Consider the following 20,855-nt stretch of genomic DNA (forward strand, 5'->3'; position numbering starts at 1 on the left):
AACAAGTCTTTGAGCCGCTCCCATTGGTCATCGCGCAGGGCATACCGTCGTGTCATTGCTCAGCCTTTTCTTCTCTCTCTTGCTCTAGCTTATCTAATTGATGACACGCCCTAGCCTGAGCTGCGCGGCTAGAAATTTTATCTAAATTCAGCGTTAGGAAGTCAATGCTCGGCTTTCAGCCCTCCGGAAATCAAGCGACACTGATAGGATCGAGATGGATGAATATCGTCTTATCAATCTCGCCATGACTTTGGGCAATCTACGCGACCTTTATCAACAGGTCATTTTAGAACACTACAAGAAGCCACGGCACAAGGGTCAAACCAATCCCGTGCATCGGTCTCAGAGAGGGCACAATCCTTCTTGTGGCGATACCATTGAGCTGACATTGCAGATGAATGCAGCAGGCGACGTCATAGAAGATGTGAAATTTGAAGGAGAAGGCTGCGCGATCGCAATGGCTTCTGCTGACTTGATGGCGGATGCTTTGCGGGGAAAGAAAGTAGATGTAGCCTTGGAAATGGTGGAACGTTTCCAAAACATGATGAAAGGGGAAGCCGAGTTCCCCAAAGAGCAACGCAAGCTCAATGTGATGCAAGGCGTTTCTCAGTTTCCAGTTCGGATCAAATGTGCTAACCTCACCTGGCATACTTTAAAAGCTGCCTTAGAATCACCCAATGGCAATCAGCCAAATGGGTTCGTCAGTAATGAAAAGGAAGACGCTTAAGTTGCCATGTTAACGACTACTTTTTTTCTAGAACTAGCCAAATGGTCGGCGGTTCTTACCATCGCCAGTGCAGTTGTAACCGTGCTGGGGTTTATTTTCCAATGGGGTATTCGGTTTAGGCTGGTGGGTAGCACTGGATTTATGGGTGTGCTAACAGCCGGTTTATTTTCTTTGAGTTTGGTACCGCTTACCCATACAGCAGTTCCAGGTTCGGTTCGCTATAAGTTGGTTTATGACACCGGCGGGGCGCAAACGGTGATTTCCGTACCGCCGACGATTTCCAACGCCCAATTAGATGCAACGATGCGTCAAGCTGCTAGCGATTTGTACTCTTATGGTCGTTTAGGTCGGGCCAAAGACAATTTACTGACCATTCGGGTACGTACCGTTATTCATCCCTCCCCTGGCACTTCTAAACCGCTTTACTTGGGTGAGGTGAAGCGATCGCTAGCCATCCGGGATGATGAACAGCTTAACATCCAAGTCTTCCCAGAAAACCTGGCACAATTGCCAAAGTCTACCGCGTAATTACGGATCTTTCTCTATTTTCTCTAGATTGGGTCTTTCAGAGTCAAAGCGAGGCGGAGCCTAGAAACGAGTGCCTAGAAACGAGTATTAAATAGGCTGCTGCCTCCCTCAATTACTAAAGTAAAGTTATTAGAGAAATTTGTTATAAATTCTTTCATAAGCAGTATTGAGCAATTCCCTTCTTTAAACTAGAATGGTTGATTCTATGCCCAATCAATCCTTACCAGAGTTGTCTACTCAAACCGCTCCTTCGTTATTTTCGCTGATGGTGGCTCCCGGTCGGGTGCTGCGCGGTCAGAGGGCGCTGGAACAAGCGGGAGACGCGATCGCGACTTTTGGGCGGCGTCCCTTGGTTGTCGGGGGCGATCGCACGCTGTCCGTCACGCTACCCCGATTGCAGCTTGCCCTAAAACAGCAAAAAACAGACATTGCCCAGGCATCTTACAGCCCAGATTGCAGTACGCGATCGCTCGAATCTCTGCGGAAAGCTGTCACCGACCATCAAGCCGACGTAATTATTGGCATCGGCGGTGGCAAAGCATTAGATACCGCAAAACTACTGGCTCATCAATGCCAGTTGCCAGTCGTCACAATTCCCACCTCAGGGGCAACCTGCGCTGCTTGGACAGCCCTTTCCAACGTCTATTCCGACGAAGGGGCATTTCTCTATGATGTCAGTCTCGATCGGTGCCCGGATTTGCTAGTGCTGGATTACGAGTTAATTCAGACTGCACCGCAACGCACCTTAATTGCCGGGATTGGCGACGCCTTGGCGAAGTGGTACGAAGCTTCTGTCAGCAGCGGTCACTCCGACCAAACTTTGATGATTGCCGCCGTGCAACAAGCGCGAGTGCTGCGGGATATTCTCTTCCAAAAAGCCGCAGCAGCGCTGAAAGAACCGGGCAGTGAAGTTTGGCGAGAAGTCGTAGATGCCTCAGTTTTACTTGCCGGGGTCATTGGTGGTTTAGGTGGTGCCCAGTGCCGTACCGTCGCCGCCCACGCCGTCCATAATGGTTTGACCCATATCCCCGCCGCCCACGGTGCCATACATGGTGAGAAAGTCGCCTATGGCATTCTCGTCCAGTTACGGTTAGAAGAAATGCTGCAAAGCAACCAACTCGCAGCAACCGCAAGGCAACAGTTATTGAAGTTTTACGCCGAAATTGGACTGCCTCAAACTTTGGATGATTTGGGTTTGGGAAATATTACACTGGGAGAATTTCGGCAAGCCGCTGAAATTGCCTGTGCCCCTAACTCGGATATCCACCGGCTACCCTTCCGGGTGGTGCCCGAACAGCTGATGGCGGCAATGGTGTCGACAACCGCACCCGTTGAGGTAGGGCGTCCAAATCTGGGGCTGACCTCAGCGGCGAATCATAATGATGTTTGAATTTCAAAAATTGCAGGTTTAAACGCATTGAAGGTTGAAGAATCTCAAAAGTTGAAAGTTTTAATCAACCTGCCAATCTCCAACCTGCAATCCTGCCTGCCAACCTGCTTTCCTTGCCAACTTTCCTGCCTTAACCAATGACGTTAGATTGGATTAGCCCAGCGGAACGCCTGCAATCACTGCCCCCTTATGTATTTGCCCGTCTGGATGAACTGAAAGCCAGGGCACGCGAACAAGGGCTGGATTTAATTGACTTGGGAATGGGGAATCCAGATGGCCCAGCGCCTCAGCCAGTGATAGACGCCGCGATCGCAGCGTTGCAAAATCCGACAAATCACGGCTATCCCCCCTTTGAAGGGACTCTCAGCTTCCGCCGCGCCATCACTAACTGGTACGGGCGTCGCTATAATGTTGACCTCGATCCAGATAGCGAAGCCTTGCCGCTACTCGGTTCTAAAGAAGGGCTGACTCACCTCGCCTTTGCCTATATCAACCCAGGCGATGTGATTCTGGTACCCAGTCCCTCTTATCCGCCCCATTTTCGCGGGCCAGCGATCGCTGGGGGCAAAATTCACCCGCTGATTCTGAAACCCGAAAATGACTGGGTGATCGATCTCGGTGACATTCCCGATGACGTAGCCCAACAAGCCAAGATTCTCTATTTCAACTATCCCAGCAATCCCACTGGCGCAACCGCACCCCGCGAGTTCTTCAAAGATATCGTTGCCTTTGCCAAGAAGCACGAAATCTTACTGGTGCATGATTTGTGCTATGCAGAATTAGCTTTTGATGGTTATCAACCAACCAGCTTGTTAGAAATTCCAGGGGCGAAGGAAATCGGCGTCGAGTTTCATACCTTGTCTAAAACTTACAACATGGCAGGCTGGCGCGTTGGTTTTGTTGTAGGCAACCAACACATCATTCAAGGGTTGCGGACACTCAAGACCAATCTGGATTATGGCATCTTTGCCGCCTTGCAATCTGCCGCCGAAACCGCCTTACAACTTCCAGATATTTATGTAAATCAGGTCTGCGATCGCTATCGCCGTCGCCGCGATTTTCTGATCGAGGGATTTGCTGAGTTGGGTTGGACAGTTCCCAAGCCAAAAGCCACCATGTACCTGTGGGTTCCGTGTCCGGTAGGGATGACCTCAACGGATTTTGCCCTCTCTGTCTTGCAGCAGACGGGCGTGGTCGTGACTCCCGGAAATGCCTTTGGTTTGGGTGGCGAGGGGTATGTGCGGGTGAGTTTGATTGCCGAATGCGATCGCTTAGCTGAAGCTTTGCGGCGTTTCAAAGAAGCTAATATCCGCTATTCATCCGAAAATGAGGGCGCGTTTATCAAACAGGGATAAAACATTCAAGCTTCAATTCTTGGATTTTATCTTTAATTTGGAAATGTCTCTACTTCAAAGTAAACGCTTTGGTTTCTGTTACCCTACCACCACCTACCTTGTCATAAACCGTTAGCTGAATTTGGTAAGTGCCAGGTTGAATTTTAGGAGTTGTATTAACAGTCCCATTGGGAGAGGCTGCCACATCATCTTTTAAAGCTGTATGTCCTTTTTCTCCAATTAGGCTCTTTTTTACCAATATGACTTCACCCTTGGCATTTTTAACTTCCATATCCATATCTAGCCAGTTTTTCCCATCCTGACCTTTCTTAAATTTGCCAACATTAAGCAAGACTAGCTGAACATCTTCCCCTCTTTTATAAACTCCATCATTGACCGGCACAACTTTTTTATCGGGAGTTTTTCTGACAAGGAAAGATTTTTCAAAAGTCAGTCGAGAGGAAGTCGGTGTAGAGGTAGTTGAAGTCTGAGATGTAGTAGATTTTGGAGAAGCAGAAGCCTGAGATGTAGCGGATTTTTCGCCTCCACCACAACCACTGACCAGCGCCATTGGAAACACGACAAGACCTGTTAACAATACATTATTTAATGTTTTTTTCATAATGTTCTCCCTGTTGATTTTTTTTGAACCTAGTTATTTGATAAACGATGAGTTGAGGTAGTTAACACAGTTGAGCTAACTACAACCATAAATTATCATAATTTATTCAAATTTATCTTTTGGGCGTAGTGGCTTTAGCAACTAGCGACGCGAACAATTGCTTTCAGACGGCACTTTGGTAATTCTCTATTGAATGCACTCCGGTTTAACCGCACCTTGTGAACCTAGAGGGACAGGGATTAAAGATTCTCCCTTCTCCGCCCACGGAGAAGGGCTAGGGGTGAGGTTCCATCTGATGGTGTTCATCTCTACATCGTTCGCTACACTTGGAACGATTCGTTTTACTGCAAATTAAGCGTAGACCTATAGGCAAAAGGCGGTCTGTGACCTGCACAGACCGCCTTCCATTGTCAATCAATCTAAAGTATTGCTACTTACTTAAAGGCGTTTAATTGCCGCCAGACTGGACAGCGGCGCGAGTTACGGGATTTGAATTGTCTTCGTTTATCATTTCAGGAGTCCGCTCCCACTCGCCATTTTCACCTTGACGGTATTCGCTTTTGATGGTATTCCACGCAACTTTGCGGGCAGATTCTTCGTCCATCCCGTCTTCTTGGGCACTCTTAAATGCAGCCTGGAAAATCTGCTGAGCTGCCTCAGGCAGTGCTTGTACTTCTGAAGGTAAGTTATTAACTTGTTGATCTGGTTGCTCGGTCATAAACTACTCCTATTATTTTTGCCTGGGATCATCTTAGAAAGCCAGATGTACGAATTCCTCTTCCCAGGATGTAGTTATGGCTGCTCGATATACCTATCTGAGGTATTATCTTATGTAAAGTAATTTTGTATTTACATATACAAAACTTTGCCCCAAATCATCTGCTTGCAAATACAGTGGTTTAGCTCTCCGACTTGTTAGAGAACTCAGTGGACTCGGATTCACGAATCATTGAGGATTGCTATAGATGAGATGGAGCCGCTACCTAGTTCGCTGCTAAAGCGAGTTCAAAGCTTGGAAGCAAACAAATACCAATTCACTTTATGGCTCGAATCTCACCTGAAAAGGGGGGTTGGAGGATCTAATGTGTAATTCCACAAAAGTGAACTGGTATCATTTACCGACTAAGGGAAACCACAAGTTCCAGCCGGTACAGTGGTTCCAGACCAATTGCTGAGGTCACTGGTAGAAATATTATTTGTAGACAGCGTTCCCGTTTCTATCTGGATCGCTCCTCCAAAACTGTCATTTAAGAAAAAGTTTCCAATCGTATTATTGCGGGGTTGGAGACAAATTGTATCGCCAGAACCGCTGGTTATTGCTTCGAGATCGCCGATTGCGCTGCCTGTTATGGTGTTAAGCCGGACTCCGGCAAAGATTTTAGCAGTATCGTAGCTGTTGAGGGAAAGCCCGGTAAAAGCATTATCTATAATTTGATTTGATTCACTGAGGAATTGAAGTTGGGCGTTTCCATTGATGCTGGTAAAAATTCCGTAAAATCCATTTTTAGAAATTTGCTGATTGTTAGAAATATTGACTGTTCCTATCGCTGCATCGGAAAGTGCGATATTCACTCCATTATCTTGATTTTCAGCAATGGTGCTATTGGTAATGTTGAAGGTTCCAGAGGTGTTATTTGAGAGAAGTATCCCAATCCCATAAAACCCGTTTTTAGAAATTTGAGTATTAGTGATATTAAACGTTCCAGTCGCGCTATCGTTTAGCTTGATAGAAATTCCATCAAATTGATTGCCTGAGATTGTGCTGTTGGCAATCTCAAATGTCCCCAAAGTATTGGATTCAAGTTCAATATTAATGCCACTAAATTGATTTGCGGTTATTTGGTTATTAGTCAGAGTAAAGGTTCCGGAAGCACTCTCGAACAGTTTTACCTCGACTCCGTCGGCGATGCTCCCGAAGCTGTTACTGCCAGTAATCGTATTCTCTGAGATATTAAAGGTTCCAGTTGCAGTATTGCGAAGTTCAAGATTGATGCCGTCCCCTTCGTTAGCTAAAGCACCATTGTTGGCGATCGTGTTTTTGACAAGAATTAGGTTAACTTGCCCCTGATTATTGCTGAGGGAAAAGCCTTCCAAAGCAGAATTTGCGATCGCGTTGTCTTGAATTAGTATCTGACCAGTCACGTTCTCAAGTAAGATGCCCTCACTGGCAGAATTCGCGATCGCATTGTCTCGAATAATTGCATTGCTGATGTTGCTTCCAGCGATGCCAGAACCAGTGGTTGCGCTAATGGCGAAACCCGAAAGCGTTGTCATATTCCCCATCGTGACTGTTCCTGTCACGTCTGGCAGTACCCCTGCATTAGATAAGGGTAATTGTAGATTGCCGAGTTCCACGGTATCTATACGCTGCACAGGGCCAGTTGAAAACACCTGCACTTGGTCGGGAATCTTGAAAGCAGGAACCCCAAGATTTGTCCCTGGTTGCACGTAGACAATATCATTGGATTGAGCCACAGCCAAAGCTTCCGCAACCGTTGCAGTCGGATTCTCGAACGTGCCGTTCCCGGTTCCAATTCCCAAATTGACGTGCCGAAATCTCCACGGTTGACCCGTCGCGGGATTCGTAACAAATACCGTATCCTGCACGCTGAAAGACTCAGATTCGGATTGTTCATCGACTACGATATTCGCGTTTCGGGTCACAGATTCCCCCAGACGCGCCAGAACTCGATCTTCTTTTCTTATCCCTCTGGGACGAGTGCCGGGAAAATTCGCCCCCACACTCAGCACCAAATTCGTACCAAAAGTGGCGTCATTTGAGAGCAATAGTCCCAGCCTGAAAGTGTCAGTAGGACGCGCTTCTAACCGAGTCCGCCAGCCCAAAATCTCCGCACTGTCTGGGGCATCATAATAATACAGTCCGGCATAACCTCGGAGGTCGCCGGTTTGACCTAGCTGGGCGATTTTCACGCCAGCTTCAACATCAAATCCTGCCATCGCCGCTTCAAAATTGCGATCGCGTTGAAGTTGTTGATTTCTAGTTTGACCCAAGAAATTACCCTGAAAGAAAGGGTCTGAAAACGATAAACCTGTAGAAAAAACCCTCTCTTGGGTCAGTTGGCGGGTATCTCCAACCGGAATGTAAGCATTCGCGCGAATATCCCAGTTTTCTCCTAAGCTTTCAAACCCAGCACCCAGTTGATTAAAGTTGCTATTACCCGTGTCGCGGGTATCGAAGGCGACATAGCCGCCCAAGATCCGGTTATCTTTGGCACTATAAAAGCGATGTCCTAAAACAATATTGCTGCTTATATGAGAATCTTCCGTTGACAACAGCAATCGACCTTCTAAGAAGGTGAGGTTGTCTGAGTTTTGCCATAGGGGAACAAAGCCTCCAATGCTACCAAAAGAACTTTCATAACCCACACCAGAACCAGTGGTAAATTCAGCGCCGATCCGGGGCAGAAATCGTTGAGAACGAACTCGAGCTGATGGTGCTGTTTGTTTAGTGGCAGCCCTAATCTCTTCTGTAGGAGCGGCGTTTTCTGGGGTTAGTATTTCTTGGAGTAACCCTGCTTCGCGCAAAGTCCGAGGAGGTGTTTTTACTTCTGCTAAAGGTTGAGAAATCTCAACCTCCAATGTCTCTGGGGAAGGTACGGCTTTGGGACTAGATTCTGGTGTGGGGAGTGCAGTTTTTACATTAGATATTTGGGCAAGAAAACGCCCTTGTTTTAGCGTGTAAAAAGACGGTTTGGCTAAAGACTTCTGGTCCTCGAAGCTTAAGGCTGCGGGTTCCAACGCGCCTGGTGGGTGTTTTGCTACATCAAGGGTATCGCCAAAGGATGAGCCTACAGTATCGTTATTTAATTCAGGAATGCCATCAGGTAGCTGGAGGATTGTAACGCCTGTAAAGTCTGTTGTCGAGCTTGATGTATTGGGTTTTAAATTAGGTGTTTGGGCGGTAGCAGTTGAAGTTAGCGTTCCTAACAGCAGCAAAATTGTGTAGATGTACGGTGTTGATGTTCTTAGAAGCATTTTCTCTATTAGATTCTGTTTTGGCTTCAGGCTCATATCCACAGCAACTCATTGTCAATAGTTGCCAAATCAGCAGCTTTAAATATTAATTAAAGCTGCTTCCTTATACTAGATACTTACAAAAGTAGAAGCTGCATTACTCATAAACGTAGCAGCATTCACCCCAGCCAATATTGCCAGAGTCTGGTTGTTGGAATTGTCAATAATGCTGGTATTGCTTCCTTGCTGAATAATCGACAACTGGTTCAATTTCAAACCCCCGCCTAACCCTATGTAGTCTTGACCAATCTGGAAGTCGCGGATGGTGTCAGTACCTTCCCCTTTGGAAACGGCGAAGATATCGCGCCCCAATCCTCCGGTGAGGATGTCATTCCCCAAACCTCCATAGAGTCGGTCATCGCCACCATCTCCCCAAATTTGGTCGCTGCCTGCCTCGCCGTACAGGGTATCATTGCCGCCACAACCGTTGATGCGATCGTTGCCTGTGCCACCGTAGATCAGGTCATCCATCCCCATCGAACCCCCAGTCAAGAGATTATTGTTGAGGTCGCCGATTAGGGTATCGTTGCCGTCATCGCCGTAAATCCGGTCTTTTCCCAAACCCCCTACAATCGTGTCATGACCGCCAAAGCCATTGATCCGGTCGTCTAAAGAGGTTCCCACTAAGGTTTCAGAAAGCCAAGTACCGTTAATGACATTTAGAGGTGCAGTGTCATTGTCAATGTTGACAACAGCAACATCTTGAGGATGGAGTCCGTTATATTTAGCGTCGGTGCTAATCGCAGCAGAAGTGACGATATTGTAAGCAATATTGCCATCTACCAGTACATCGTCGATTCCCTTCACCGTAATGGTTTGAGCAATATTCCAATTATTTGAAGTAAAGGTCAGCGATGGGCTGGAAACGCTGCCTTCTGTCGGATCGGAACTCGCTAAACCGATGGTGACGTTGCTGGTGGGTTGACTGTTGAGTTTAACGGTGAAGTTGGCAGTGCCTCCGGCTTCGGTAGTGTTGCCGCTAATCGGGGTGATGGTGAATCCGGCGGCGTCGTTGTCGATGTTGGTGACAGCGACATCACCTGGATTGAGTTGGTTGTAGTTGGCATCGGTACTGACGGCTGGGGCGGTGATGATGTTGTAGGCGATATTGCCATCAACCAGTGCATCATCAACTCCTTTGACCGTAACGGTTTGAGCAATATTCCAGTTATTGGCTGTGAATGTGAGGCTGGGGCTAGAGACGGTACCTTCGGTGGTGTCGGAACTGGTTAAGCCAAGGGTGACATTAGCGGTGGGTTGGCTGTTGAGTTTAACTGTAAATGTGGCAGTACCTCCAGCTTCGGTGGTGTTGCCGCTGATCGGGGAAATAGTGAATCCAGGGGTGTCATCGTTTTTGATGATGCCTGTGGCAGTAGTGTTGCCTAGATTGGCGTTGGTAGCACTGTTGAGTTTGACGCTGAAGGTTTCATCTTTCTCAAACTTGTTGTCACCCGTGGCGTTAACCGTGATGGTTTTGGTTAAGGGGTCGCCCGGATTAAAGGTAAGGATGCCGTCGTTGTCGGTGTAGTCGCCGTCGGTTGTGGCGGCGGTGCCGTCGTTGGTACTGTAGTTGACCGTAATTGGCTGGTCGCTGGGGTTGGAAAGGGACACGGTGAAGGTGTAGGCGGTGGTGCCAGTATTGCCTTCGCTTTGAGTAACGGTGCCTGGTGCGATAGAGACGATGGGTTGAGAATCGTCGTTGGTGATGATGGCGGTACTGGCGTTCGCCTCTGGGTTAACGGTGGCGTTGGTAGCATTGTTGAGTTTGACGCTGAAGGTTTCATCTTTCTCAAACTTGTTGTCACCCTTGACGTTAACCGTGATGGTTTTAGTTAAGGGGTCGCCCGGATTGAAGGTAAGGATGCCGTCGTTGTCGATGTAGTCGCCGTCTGTGGTGGTGGCGGTGCCGTCGTTGGTACTGTAGTTGACCGTAATTGGCTGGTCACTGGGGTTGGAGAGGGACACGGTGAAGGTGTAGGCGCTGGTTCCTGTGGTGCCTTCGCTTTGAGTAACAGTGGCTGGTGTGATGGAGACGGTGGGTTTGGCATCGTCGTTAATAACCGTTACCTGTGCTGTACCTGTAGTAATCGTCGAACTTGCGGGGGCAAGTGTTAGGTTCGGTTTACTCAGGGTGACATTGATGGTTTCATCTTGCTCAAATATTGTGTCACCCAAAACATCTAGGTTGATTGTTTTGGTTGTCTCGCCAACTCCAAAGCTAAGCGTGCCGGAAAGGGCAGTTGTCCCACCTGTAACCAGTATGTTGTTGTAGTCAATGCCATTGGTTGCGGTTCCACCAATTCCATAATCAACGGTACTGGCTACACCAATTCCGCCGCTGCGCGTGACAGTAAAGGTAACGGTTTGCTTACCAGTGTCACCTTCCTTTAAAGCTAGGGAAGCAGTAGTAATCGCGTATTGAATCGTGTCGTTGGATGCGATCGCTACCGTAGCATTATTCTTAGCAGTATCAATGGTGTAACCTGCACCCGTCGCCAAGTTTAGCCGCAGCGTTTCCGCTAACTCCGGCAAAGTATCATCAACAGCAGTAAGAGTAACATTGACAAAACTCTTCCCATCCGGAATCACCACCGATAAACCCTTGCTACTCAGCGTATAGTCATTTCCGCTAGCAGTGCTGCTACCATCGACAGCAAGATTTACTGTCAAATCGCCTGTTGTACCAGTACGAGTAATCTGGTAAATGCCTGTATCTGTGCCTGATTCAGCAGCGGTAGCATCGATGGCACTAATACTGACGAGTGTGGTAACGGGGATTCCGGTGGAAAACTCGGAGGTGTTGTTGGAATTGGTTGCTGTTGCGGTAATAAAGTTACCCAACGCTACCATCGTCGCCAAATTCGCTGTAAAGCTGCCATTACCGCTGGCATCAGTGGTTACATTGGTAAAGCCAAGCAATGTTTTACCCTCTCCATTACCAGACGGATCTAAGGCTGTGTTAGAGAAAAATTCCAGCCTGAATGTAGCGTTGGGGTTGCTGTTGAACGTTCCTGTAACTGTTGTGTTGGCACCATTTAAAACCGCAGAAGTAAGCAACGGGAAATTTTGTAGATTGTTCGCCCCTGCGTCACCATCGCCAACATCGTTAGCGGTTACTCCATTAGTCCCTAAATCGATTCCTAAACCAGAGTTAGAGAAGATGGCGTTGGCTAGGATGCCATTGTTAATAACAGTGCCGAAGTTGGTATCAACAAACACTCCATCGCCATTATTAAAGGCAATGGTATTGCCTGCACCAGCCGTGGTTCCGCCAATCGTGTTGTTTTTGGCATCGCTTCTTACTACCACACCGTGAGAAGTATTCCCTAAAGCACTAGTGCCATCTGCTTGGGTTCCAATGTAGTTGCCTTGTATCTGATTTCCTGTTGCCTCAGTACCTTGGATAGCAATCCCCTCAACGTTGCCAGAAATAACATTACCCGCACCCGCCGCTGTACCTCCAATGGTATTGTCAGGGGCAGATACAGTGATACCTCTTAATGAGTTGCCAATCGCCACCTTTCCGGAAGCATTAGTGCCGATGTAGTTACCTAATACCTGAGTTCCCGTAGCCGTGTTGCCTGTAATCCAGATACCGTTATTGTTGTTACCAGAAATAACATTACCTGCACCTGCGGTTGCCCCACCGATAATGTTATTGGGTGCGTATTGAATTTCTACACCATTCTGAGTGTTGCCTAAGTCGGCAGTACCAGTAGCATTGGTGCCAATGTAGTTCCCTAATACCTGGTTTCCGGTGGAACCGACTTGGCTAATGCTGACACCATTCTGATTATTGCCGGAGATGACGTTCCGTGCGCCTGTTGTCGTCCCGCCAATGATGTTGTTAGTTCCTTGGATGCTGATGCCGTCAGCAGTATTACCCAAGTCAACATTACCAGTAACATCAGTCCCGATGTAGTTCCCTTGGATTTGATTCCCGCTATCAGTGACGAAGAGACCGACACTGTTACCGGAAATAATATTGCGCGTCCCTGCCGTCGTTCCCCCGATGATGTTGTTAGAGGAACCGTTAATAAACACGCCCCAGCGGGAGTTACCTGCTACTGCATTACCCGCCGCATTAGTCCCAATAAAGTTGCCTGCAATAACATTATTGCCACCGCCACTTAACTCAACCCCATCCTGAAAACCATTAAAAATTAAGCCGCGTACTGTACTGTTACCCGCAGTAATTTTCAGTCCAGTACCCGTCCCGCTTCCACTTAATTGAATAATCGGAGTACCAGAAAATCCAGTCTGAGTAGTGCCGTCAATAATTACGGAACCGGTTAGGGTAGGTAAAGCTGAAAGGGGTGTAATTGTTTGTAAGCCAGTGCCAATTTGAAAACCGATGGTATCGGTGCCACTAAAGGCGTTGGCATTGATAATTGCTTGTCGTAGCGAACCTTCGCCGCTGTCGTTGGTGTTAATTACTACGGTGTCATTTTGCTGGATGGTGGCGGTTGCGGTATTTTGAGAAGATGCGATCGCATATGCCGCGTCAGCGACTAAATCTAACTTTAGTGTTTCAGCTGCCTCCGCTTGGATGTCATCAACTGCGGTAAGAGTAATATTGAAAGATGTTTGCCCAGCTAATAGGGTAACGCTGGCAATTCCATTGGAGATAGCGATCGCATTGCCGTTACTATCTGTTAGGGTGTAGTCACCACTGCTGGCACTATTGTTACTGACGGCAAATTTTACAGTTAAATTGCCCGTTGTGTTGCCAGTCCGGGTAATCTGGTAGGTTCCAGTATTTGCACCCGCTTCTGCTGCATCAGCATCTATCGCGGTGATATTAATAACAATTGGCGTGTCATTGTCATTATTAACTACAGCCACATCCGCTGGGTTGATGTTGTTGTAGTTGCTGTCAGTGCTAACTGTTGCAGCAGTGATGATGGAATAAGCAATGTTGCCATCAACAATCGTGTCATCTACGCCTGTGATGGTGACAGTTTGAGGAGTATTCCAGTTACTAGGGGTGAAAAATAGGGATGAAGTAGAGAGAATTCCCTCCGTTGTATCGGAACTAGTTAAACCGATAGTGACATTAGCGGTAGGAATTGTATTTAGTTTGACGGTAAAAGTCGCAGTTCCTCCAGCTTCTGTAGTCACATTGGTAATTGGAGTGACGGTGACACCAGCAGGAACGGGAACCGAATTAGCAGCTTTGGGTGTTCCATAAATGGGATTTCCGCCAACGTCAATGCCGTTGTAAGTTACCCCATCATTTCTGTGCCAATTGTTATCAGTATCGGCGGCGAGGGGATTCGTCCGTTCCATTGTCAGGCGGACGGTGGGAGTACCTGTGACATTCGCCCCAGCAGGCCATGCGCCGCCATTTCCATTGGCTGTATCAATCACAACGCCATCTGGTGTTTTGAGTGTCAGCGTCTCCCCACTAGCATTGCCAAGCGAACCTGTATAAATTAAGTCAGATGGGATGCTGTTGACAGTTGTATTATCCGTGCGCTCTAACAGAAAATATCCACCAGCGGGAATAATTTTTCCCGCTGGGAAAGTGATACTGGGAGTGCCATCGCCAGATGTTAGCGTCCAGCCACTCAAATCAATATTCTTGGCAGTGGGGTTGTAGAGTTCAATCCATTCATCGTTGAAATCAGCGTTAGTTCCCATCCAGGCAACTTCGTTAATGACTACGTTTAACGGTGCGATGTTGGGATTAACGGTGATATTGAAAAATTTAATAGCAGAGGTGTCTGCACCGCCGTTAGCAGTGCCGCCATTGTCCTGAACGGTGACATCAATGGTAGCTGTGGCGCTACTGCCAAGACTGGTTGATGGAGTGTAGATTAGGTTGCCCGCAGCATTAATGGTGGGTGCAACTTTGAATAGACTGGGGGCGCTATTGCTGACAATTTGGTAGCCGAGAAGCGTTTGGCTAGATTCGTTCGTTGGGCCAGGATTGAACCCTGTCACCCATGCAGTGACGCTTTGTGCCCCTGCGCCTGCGGTGACAATTTGATTACTTCCTGGCGTAAAGGTGGGGGCGTCGTTGACCGGATTAATGGTAATGCTAGCCGTCTCAATCGCGGTGCTGAAGGAAGATAAGCCACCAGTACCGCTAGTGGTGATATCCGCAGTACCGCCATTAGTTCCGGTCGTTTGATCCCAGGCGCGGAAGGTAATACCTGCGGTGACGGTGCCATTGTAGTTAAGGCTGGGGACAAAACGGATTCGGGTGTCAGCGTTTGCTGCTAGCAATTGAGCTGCGCTTTCTGATGGCGTGAAGGGTGCCCAAGAACTGCCCCCGTTGATTGAGAACTCCCAAGTGCCGTTGGTCTTATCTACACCCGTTACGGCGATTCCTTTAGCATCCCCAGTATCTAAATCTGTGACAGAAGTGCCAATAAGCGAGGAAATTAAGGTGCCTGGGTTGCTGGTGGGATCTTCGTTAATCGTTGTTAGGATGGGCAACCCACTGTTATCTAGGACGGGGGCGCTATTAATTTCAAAAGCGGCGAACTGGGTGGGTATGCCAAAATTTGCACCAAAGTTGTTGTCGCTGACAAGCACTAAAGAGCGTTTCCCATTGGGCAAAGTGGCACCAAGCGTCATGCCTTCAAAATTGGTACCCAATGGGAAATTTGACAAAAAAGTTTTTTGAACGGCTGTAATACCGCTAAGACCGGAAGCGAGCAAACCGTTATTGTCTTGAATATTGGTCGCTCCTTGCAGAGACACTTGATACAGCTTGCCAACTCCAAGAGATACATTGCGGTCTATAGCGAGTAAGGTATTTTGATCCAGTGCCAATAGTTCAGAAATGCCATTGTCAGCGTCAGTGTTGTATAGGAATTCTCCATTTGCTGAACCAGTGGATAAGTCATATCTCAAAATGCGGGAAGGGCTGCCAGCAGTGCTTGTTGGAGCAGAACCATCTTGTTCTAAAGCAACTTCTGTTGCTGTAAATAGAACCTGTTGGTCAGGCGTAATTGTTAAGCTTTCAAAAGCTTTATTATCGCGAACACCTTGAGTTGTGTATGCTGATATGTCAAATTTGGGGCTAGGAACAGGCAGCGAGAGATTTTGATTTCCTGTTGTTAGGTTAAATCGGTTGATAAAGGGCTGCGCGTTAGTAGAAAATATTCCTTCTGAAGAAATGAAGGCATTCCCGCCGCTAGTAAGGGCAATGCCTTCTGTATCAGAAATGTTCGCAGCAAAAGGGGTACCGCCTGAGTCTTTTAGGGTTGTGACACCTGTGAAATTAATTGTTCCCAAGGAACCCGAACTCAGATCAATGTTGAGGGTATAGAAACGAACTGGACCGTTAGCATCGTTTTTAGCATCAGAGATAGCGTAGTAAGTATTAGTGGCTGCATTGTAGGTAATGCCTGATAAACCGCCGACTGTGGTTCCTGAATAGTTGTAATTTGAATTAAATGTTGATTGCCCGATAAACTTGAAAATTTCTAAAACCGAGGTGTATTCCTGCAAGACTGAGGAGTCGAATGCTAGGGAGGTTGTAATTGACCCGGTTTTGACTTCCAGATTCCAGTCACCGCCTAAGGCTGCACTGCCAGTAAGATTATTGGAAGCGGCAATATTTGCTCCTGTCAGCTGACTCAACTTTTCGACAAAGGTGACACCAGAGATGCCAAGTGCCACATTGCAACCGTAGAGAAGGATGTCAGCATCAGGGGTTAAAGCATTTGCCCACTGCTGTAACTGGCTAGTGTATGCTTCTAGGTTGCTTGAATTAAGTTGGGTTGACCCCAGTTGCAAACTGCCTTGTGTGCCGTGGGAAACTATGTGAACGCTGGCGATGTCGGTGCGTCCCGCCAGCACTTGTGCAATTTGCGCTACTCCATCCTGCATTGGGTTCAGGATAAATACTTCCGTCCCCGGTTCCACACCAGCAGCGAGACTCTGGTAATTCTCAACTGTAGAGTCAATGAAGACTATCTTTTGTACTCGCTGGGTGGGAGAAGTCTCTACCACTGAAGAGTTTTCACCAGCAATGCCCTGACCAGCTTGGTTTGATTGTTGATTTGAGGAGGAATGATTCCAAAAGTCTTGCATGATGAGGTTTGGGTGTAAATATCAATGGTTGAGATTAGTAGAGACACCAGAGCGATCGCCAGCGTGTCGCTCAATAACGTAGAGAAAGTCGTCAGTTTGTAGATATTCAGGTCGCCAATAGCTGGTGAACTGAATTAATCTCAGTAGATGCTGTCATATAGTTTCCAGAAATTTTGATAAACTAGCGTTTTTAGCCTCAATTATCGAAATTCCTGCAAATATCTGGCTAGAGAGGACATTTTGTTGATAAAGGTGTATCGAGCAAGGACAAATGCAAACAATCTCAAAATTGCATTGCTTGGAAAAGTTATAGTGTAGTCTTTAGCACATTTCAATTCTTTCTGTACTTATTTGACACTTTAATTGTTTACTACTTTAGGAAGATGAAAAAATTTTGACAAAAACTTTATAAGAAATTCATTGTCACTTTATCTCTGCTTTATATAACTTTTTCTTATAGAGGTTTAGATCCGTAAACCCTAACCAGAACGATGTCCGATTACGGTCAACAGACGATTACCAATTGATTTTCACTTAACTAGATCGTGGTGAAATCATCGCTGGTCAGGATGTTTGCTTGCACTCCAGTAAGTGTTGCTAATAGTTCCCCTGTGTTCGCAAGACCGATTAAAGTATCGTTTGCATTCGCACCTGTACCTTGGGTAATCGTTAGATACTCCAACTTCAAACCATCGGAGAATACGATGAGGTCTTGAGTATCCGTGAAGTCAAGAATCGTGTTTGTGCCGCTGTTATTCGATACAACAAAGCGATCGCTACCATTACCGCCGAAGAGTGTATTTTGACCAATCCCACCATTAAGCCAGTCATCACCGTCGCCACCGGCGAGGTAATCGTTTCCTTCTCCACCTAATAGAGTGTCGTTGCCAATCCCGCCACGCAGCAAGTCATCACCACCCAATCCTTCTAACGTATCATTGCCACCTTGACCGTTAATAACATCGTTAGAAGCATCAAAACCTTGGGTGTTGTTATCCAAATCGTTAAGGAAAGCGACGGTATTTTTGTTGAAAATCTGTTTGAGATCCTCGTTAGCGTTAGCAATTTCAAAGCTTTTCTGAATCTGCGTTTGTCCGTTAAAGAGAATATTGCCGATGTCTACCGACGCACCTGTAGATTGTTGGAGGTTATTGAAATCTTGGAGGGTAAAATTTTTCAAGATAACCTTCGTGTTATCAACGCCATCGAATGCGATCGCTAGATCGTTACCCGTTTGAGTTAAAAGTAGATTGCTGGCAATTAAACCAGTACCTTCAAATTTGAGGGTATCGACTTCGGAAATCATTTCTGCGGATGGATGATTTCCCGTTCCTACGCTACCAAAATCTGTAATCGTGTCGGTGCCATCGCCACTGCGAATCACAAAAATATCTTGGTCACCACCGCCGGTGAGGATATCATCTCCTTGCAGTCCGATCAGGGTATCGTTCCCCGCTTTCCCATCAATGCGATTATTACTATTATTGCCAACCAAGGTATTAGAACTTGCGCTGCCATTGATTGGTAAGGTAAAACGGGCGACTAGCGGATCGTGGTCGCTATCTTGAGTTGCAAACTCGGCATTGAGATGTACTACATCGATTTCTGCCGTTGTGTTGAGATTTTTACTGACCAAGATGTGGTCAAGTGCTTGAGAATTCCCTTCAAAAATGTAAGAATATTGTTCGTTTTTCGGCAAAGTATCAATCAGGTTCGTGAGGTCGTTTCCTTTCAATACTTCTAACGGCTTCGAGAACTGAAAATCATTAAAATCCCCCAGTACTATGACATTGGCATTGGGGTCAATTGCCAGTAGGCTATCGACAAAGTTATTAACGGTAGCGGCCTGCTGTAGACGTTGCGCTTCTGAAGTGAGTATTGGCGGTTGAGAACTTCCGAAAAGAGGTTGATCGCCACCTTTGGAGTTGAAGTGGTTGCCGATAACAAATACTTGGTTGCCCTTGAAGAGAAACTCCCCAACCAAAGGCTTGCGACTGTTGGCAAAGGCGTCACCATTAGAAAGGTTAGTGTCAATAATGCGACCCGGACTAGCGGAAAGTTCTGGGCCATCTGTTCCGCTATTTACGGTGGTGTTAGTCGTGGAGGTGCCGCCAGGACGGTCTACAAACTCAACGCGATTCGGGTTGAAGAGGAAGCCGACGCGGATATTCCCCCCCGGTTGACCGCCATCTTGGTCGTCTACCGGGTTAATTTGACGGTACTGGTAAGTTGCACCACCCAAAGATGCGATCGCATCTATTAGGGTTTGGTAAGTTTGGTTAGCATCAACGACACTATCATTTGTGGCACCATTGTTGTCTTGGATTTCCTCCAAGCTAATAATGTCTGGTAATTTGAGGTTATTGATAACAATATTCGCAAGGCTGCTAAATTTAGCGTTATCATCAGCAGGATTGAGATTCTCGACGTTAAAACTAGCAACCGTCAACTGGTCAGCACTTCCTGTTAATGCAGTTGTTTCCCGTGCTAAATTTCCAGAAATGACGTTAGGTAAAGGTGCAGTATTGAGAAGCTTATAATTGCCAAAGCTGTAGTCGATGACGCCAGTGATGGAACCAGTGAAGGTGTCGCCCACATTTACTTGAGGTTCACCGTTAATAATGGCATCGTCGATAATAATCCGTTCTGGGTTAAAATCCCCCGGCTGAACTACAATACCGCCCCTGTCCGTTCGGGTGCTAGCATTCACACCATTGTCAGCCAGGACGGGAATTTCACCAAAATCATTGGTAGGCCCTACCGCTACCGCATTATTCACCTGCACCCGCATTCCTTCTAGGCTTTCGTAGAAGTCAATGCCGTCTTGCGTCGGGTTGAATATACCTAATCCATCATCATCAATCACTTGAGTTGGAATCGTGCGTCCGCCCTCACCCAAAATAGTGCTACTAGGTAAAGGATTGCCCTTGGAAATTGTTGCAATCCCTGCATTCCCCACAATAATTTGAGTTGTAGAGAGACTGCTGCTATCAGAACCGCTAGGAATGAATTCATCAACAATCCCGCTAACCAGAATGGAGTCCCCAACACTGACTTTGGGGGTTATCCAAGTGAGGACGAAAATCCCCTCGGAGGTAGCATCATTCGTGTCCGGATTGGGATCTTGCAGATAAAATCCATTTGACTTTACTGCGGTGACGATACCAGGGACTTTGGAAACCAACTGACCCACCAACGGCGATGTATGGCTAGCACCTTGAATATCGTGGATGCGAAGATTACCAGCTTCTAGTTCGTCGTCAGTTACGGTTACGGTAATTGTGCCGCTAATATATTGGGTTGCAGAAGCTGTTAATGTCACTGTCTGAGAACCCTCTACAAACGGATCGTTCACCGCATCAATTGCGAAGGTTGCTGATGCCTGATTTGCTGGAATGGTTACAGTTGTCGCAACGGTAGCTTCGCTGGTGTCGCTGCTGAGTAAGTTAATCGTGAGTGACTTTGATAAGTCTCCGGTTCGGGTAACAGTTCCAGTGGCAGCACCTGCACCCGCAGCTTCTGAGAAGGTAGCGGAGTCAACCGTCAAACTAAGGGATTCTGTTATTTCGCTGCCAGTATTTGTCACTGTAAATGCACTACTGGGCATCGTCAACCGTTGGGTATTATTGCCTGTCCAATTCGCTGGGTTGCTGATTTTTGCAAGTAACTCTGCTCTAGTTCCGAAAGTGCCGTTAGTAATGTTATAAGTTGCGTTATCAATTTCTGGGATAGATACCGCCGTTAATCCGTTTGTTAATCCTGGCGGTAATGCAGAGTTATTGTTACTGGTCGCATTCTCTGCCCATTCCGAACCGTTACTATTAATTGCATAAATAAAAGTGGGAGCTGTTGCCAAACCCTGGTAGGCAAGGATTTGATCTCCATCACTTGAAAGTTTCATTGAACCAACGCCCGGATTGACAATTTCGCCAACCGAGTAGTTTCTATTTGCTGTCCAAGTCAGGGTTCCTTCACCCTTTCTAAATTCGTTGCTGCTTTGCCAACCTTTATTTGTAAAGTGAATTGCAGTTCCAGAAGCAATATCTTTTAGCAAAACAAAGGCAAGTTGATCGGGATCGTCAAAATTGAAACCGATAATGGCGATGTCACCAGCAGCAAGCGTTGTCGGAGCCATATAAGTCTCTTTTCATTTTCAATGGTTGTCTAGAA

General features: G+C 46.9%; 9 protein-coding genes. 4 read left to right on the forward strand and 5 right to left on the reverse strand.

Going from position 1 to position 20,855, the window contains the following annotated elements; all coding sequences use genetic code 11:
* Nucleotides 1-244: 244 nt before the first annotated feature.
* The 4 genes from sufU to NDA06_RS04460 all read left to right on the forward strand — a co-directional run bounded on the left by sufU (nt 245) and on the right by NDA06_RS04460 (nt 4,000).
* Nucleotides 245-727: a Fe-S cluster assembly sulfur transfer protein SufU gene (gene sufU / locus NDA06_RS04445; RefSeq protein WP_190426735.1), complete on the forward strand. Its 483-nt coding sequence runs from the start codon at nt 245-247 to the stop codon at nt 725-727.
* Between the two features lie 6 nt (nt 728-733).
* On the forward strand, nt 734-1,255 hold the full coding sequence (locus NDA06_RS04450) for a Ycf51 family protein (RefSeq protein WP_190987144.1): 522 nt from the start codon (nt 734-736) through the stop codon (nt 1,253-1,255).
* A gap of 205 nt (nt 1,256-1,460) precedes the next feature.
* On the forward strand, nt 1,461-2,645 hold the full coding sequence (locus NDA06_RS04455; protein ID WP_190426732.1) for an iron-containing alcohol dehydrogenase family protein: 1,185 nt from the start codon (nt 1,461-1,463) through the stop codon (nt 2,643-2,645).
* A gap of 137 nt (nt 2,646-2,782) precedes the next feature.
* A complete protein-coding gene (locus NDA06_RS04460; protein WP_190987143.1) occupies nt 2,783-4,000 on the forward strand; it encodes an aspartate aminotransferase in 1,218 nt (405 codons plus the stop codon).
* A 49-nt stretch (nt 4,001-4,049) separates the two neighbouring features.
* Here the strand turns inward: NDA06_RS04460 and NDA06_RS04465 are convergent, their stop codons facing one another.
* The 5 genes from NDA06_RS04465 to NDA06_RS04485 form a co-directional block, all read right to left on the reverse strand.
* Nucleotides 4,050-4,601: a hypothetical protein gene (locus tag NDA06_RS04465; RefSeq protein ID WP_190987142.1), complete on the reverse strand. Its 552-nt coding sequence runs from the start codon at nt 4,599-4,601 to the stop codon at nt 4,050-4,052.
* 448 nt (nt 4,602-5,049) lie between these two features.
* Nucleotides 5,050-5,319, reverse strand: a complete 270-nt coding sequence (locus tag NDA06_RS04470; protein WP_190411133.1) for a ChaB family protein — start codon at nt 5,317-5,319, stop codon at nt 5,050-5,052.
* A gap of 404 nt (nt 5,320-5,723) precedes the next feature.
* On the reverse strand, nt 5,724-8,597 hold the full coding sequence (locus NDA06_RS04475; protein WP_190987141.1) for a right-handed parallel beta-helix repeat-containing protein: 2,874 nt from the start codon (nt 8,595-8,597) through the stop codon (nt 5,724-5,726).
* 108 nt (nt 8,598-8,705) lie between these two features.
* On the reverse strand, nt 8,706-16,685 hold the full coding sequence (locus NDA06_RS04480) for an esterase-like activity of phytase family protein (protein ID WP_348251685.1): 7,980 nt from the start codon (nt 16,683-16,685) through the stop codon (nt 8,706-8,708).
* A 538-nt stretch (nt 16,686-17,223) separates the two neighbouring features.
* Nucleotides 17,224-20,820: an endonuclease/exonuclease/phosphatase family protein gene (locus tag NDA06_RS04485; RefSeq protein ID WP_199324217.1), complete on the reverse strand. Its 3,597-nt coding sequence runs from the start codon at nt 20,818-20,820 to the stop codon at nt 17,224-17,226.
* Nucleotides 20,821-20,855: the final 35 nt, after the last annotated feature.

This window comes from Trichocoleus sp. ST-U1 (assembly GCF_039961835.1).
GTDB lineage: Bacteria > Cyanobacteriota > Cyanobacteriia > Cyanobacteriales > FACHB-T130 > FACHB-T130.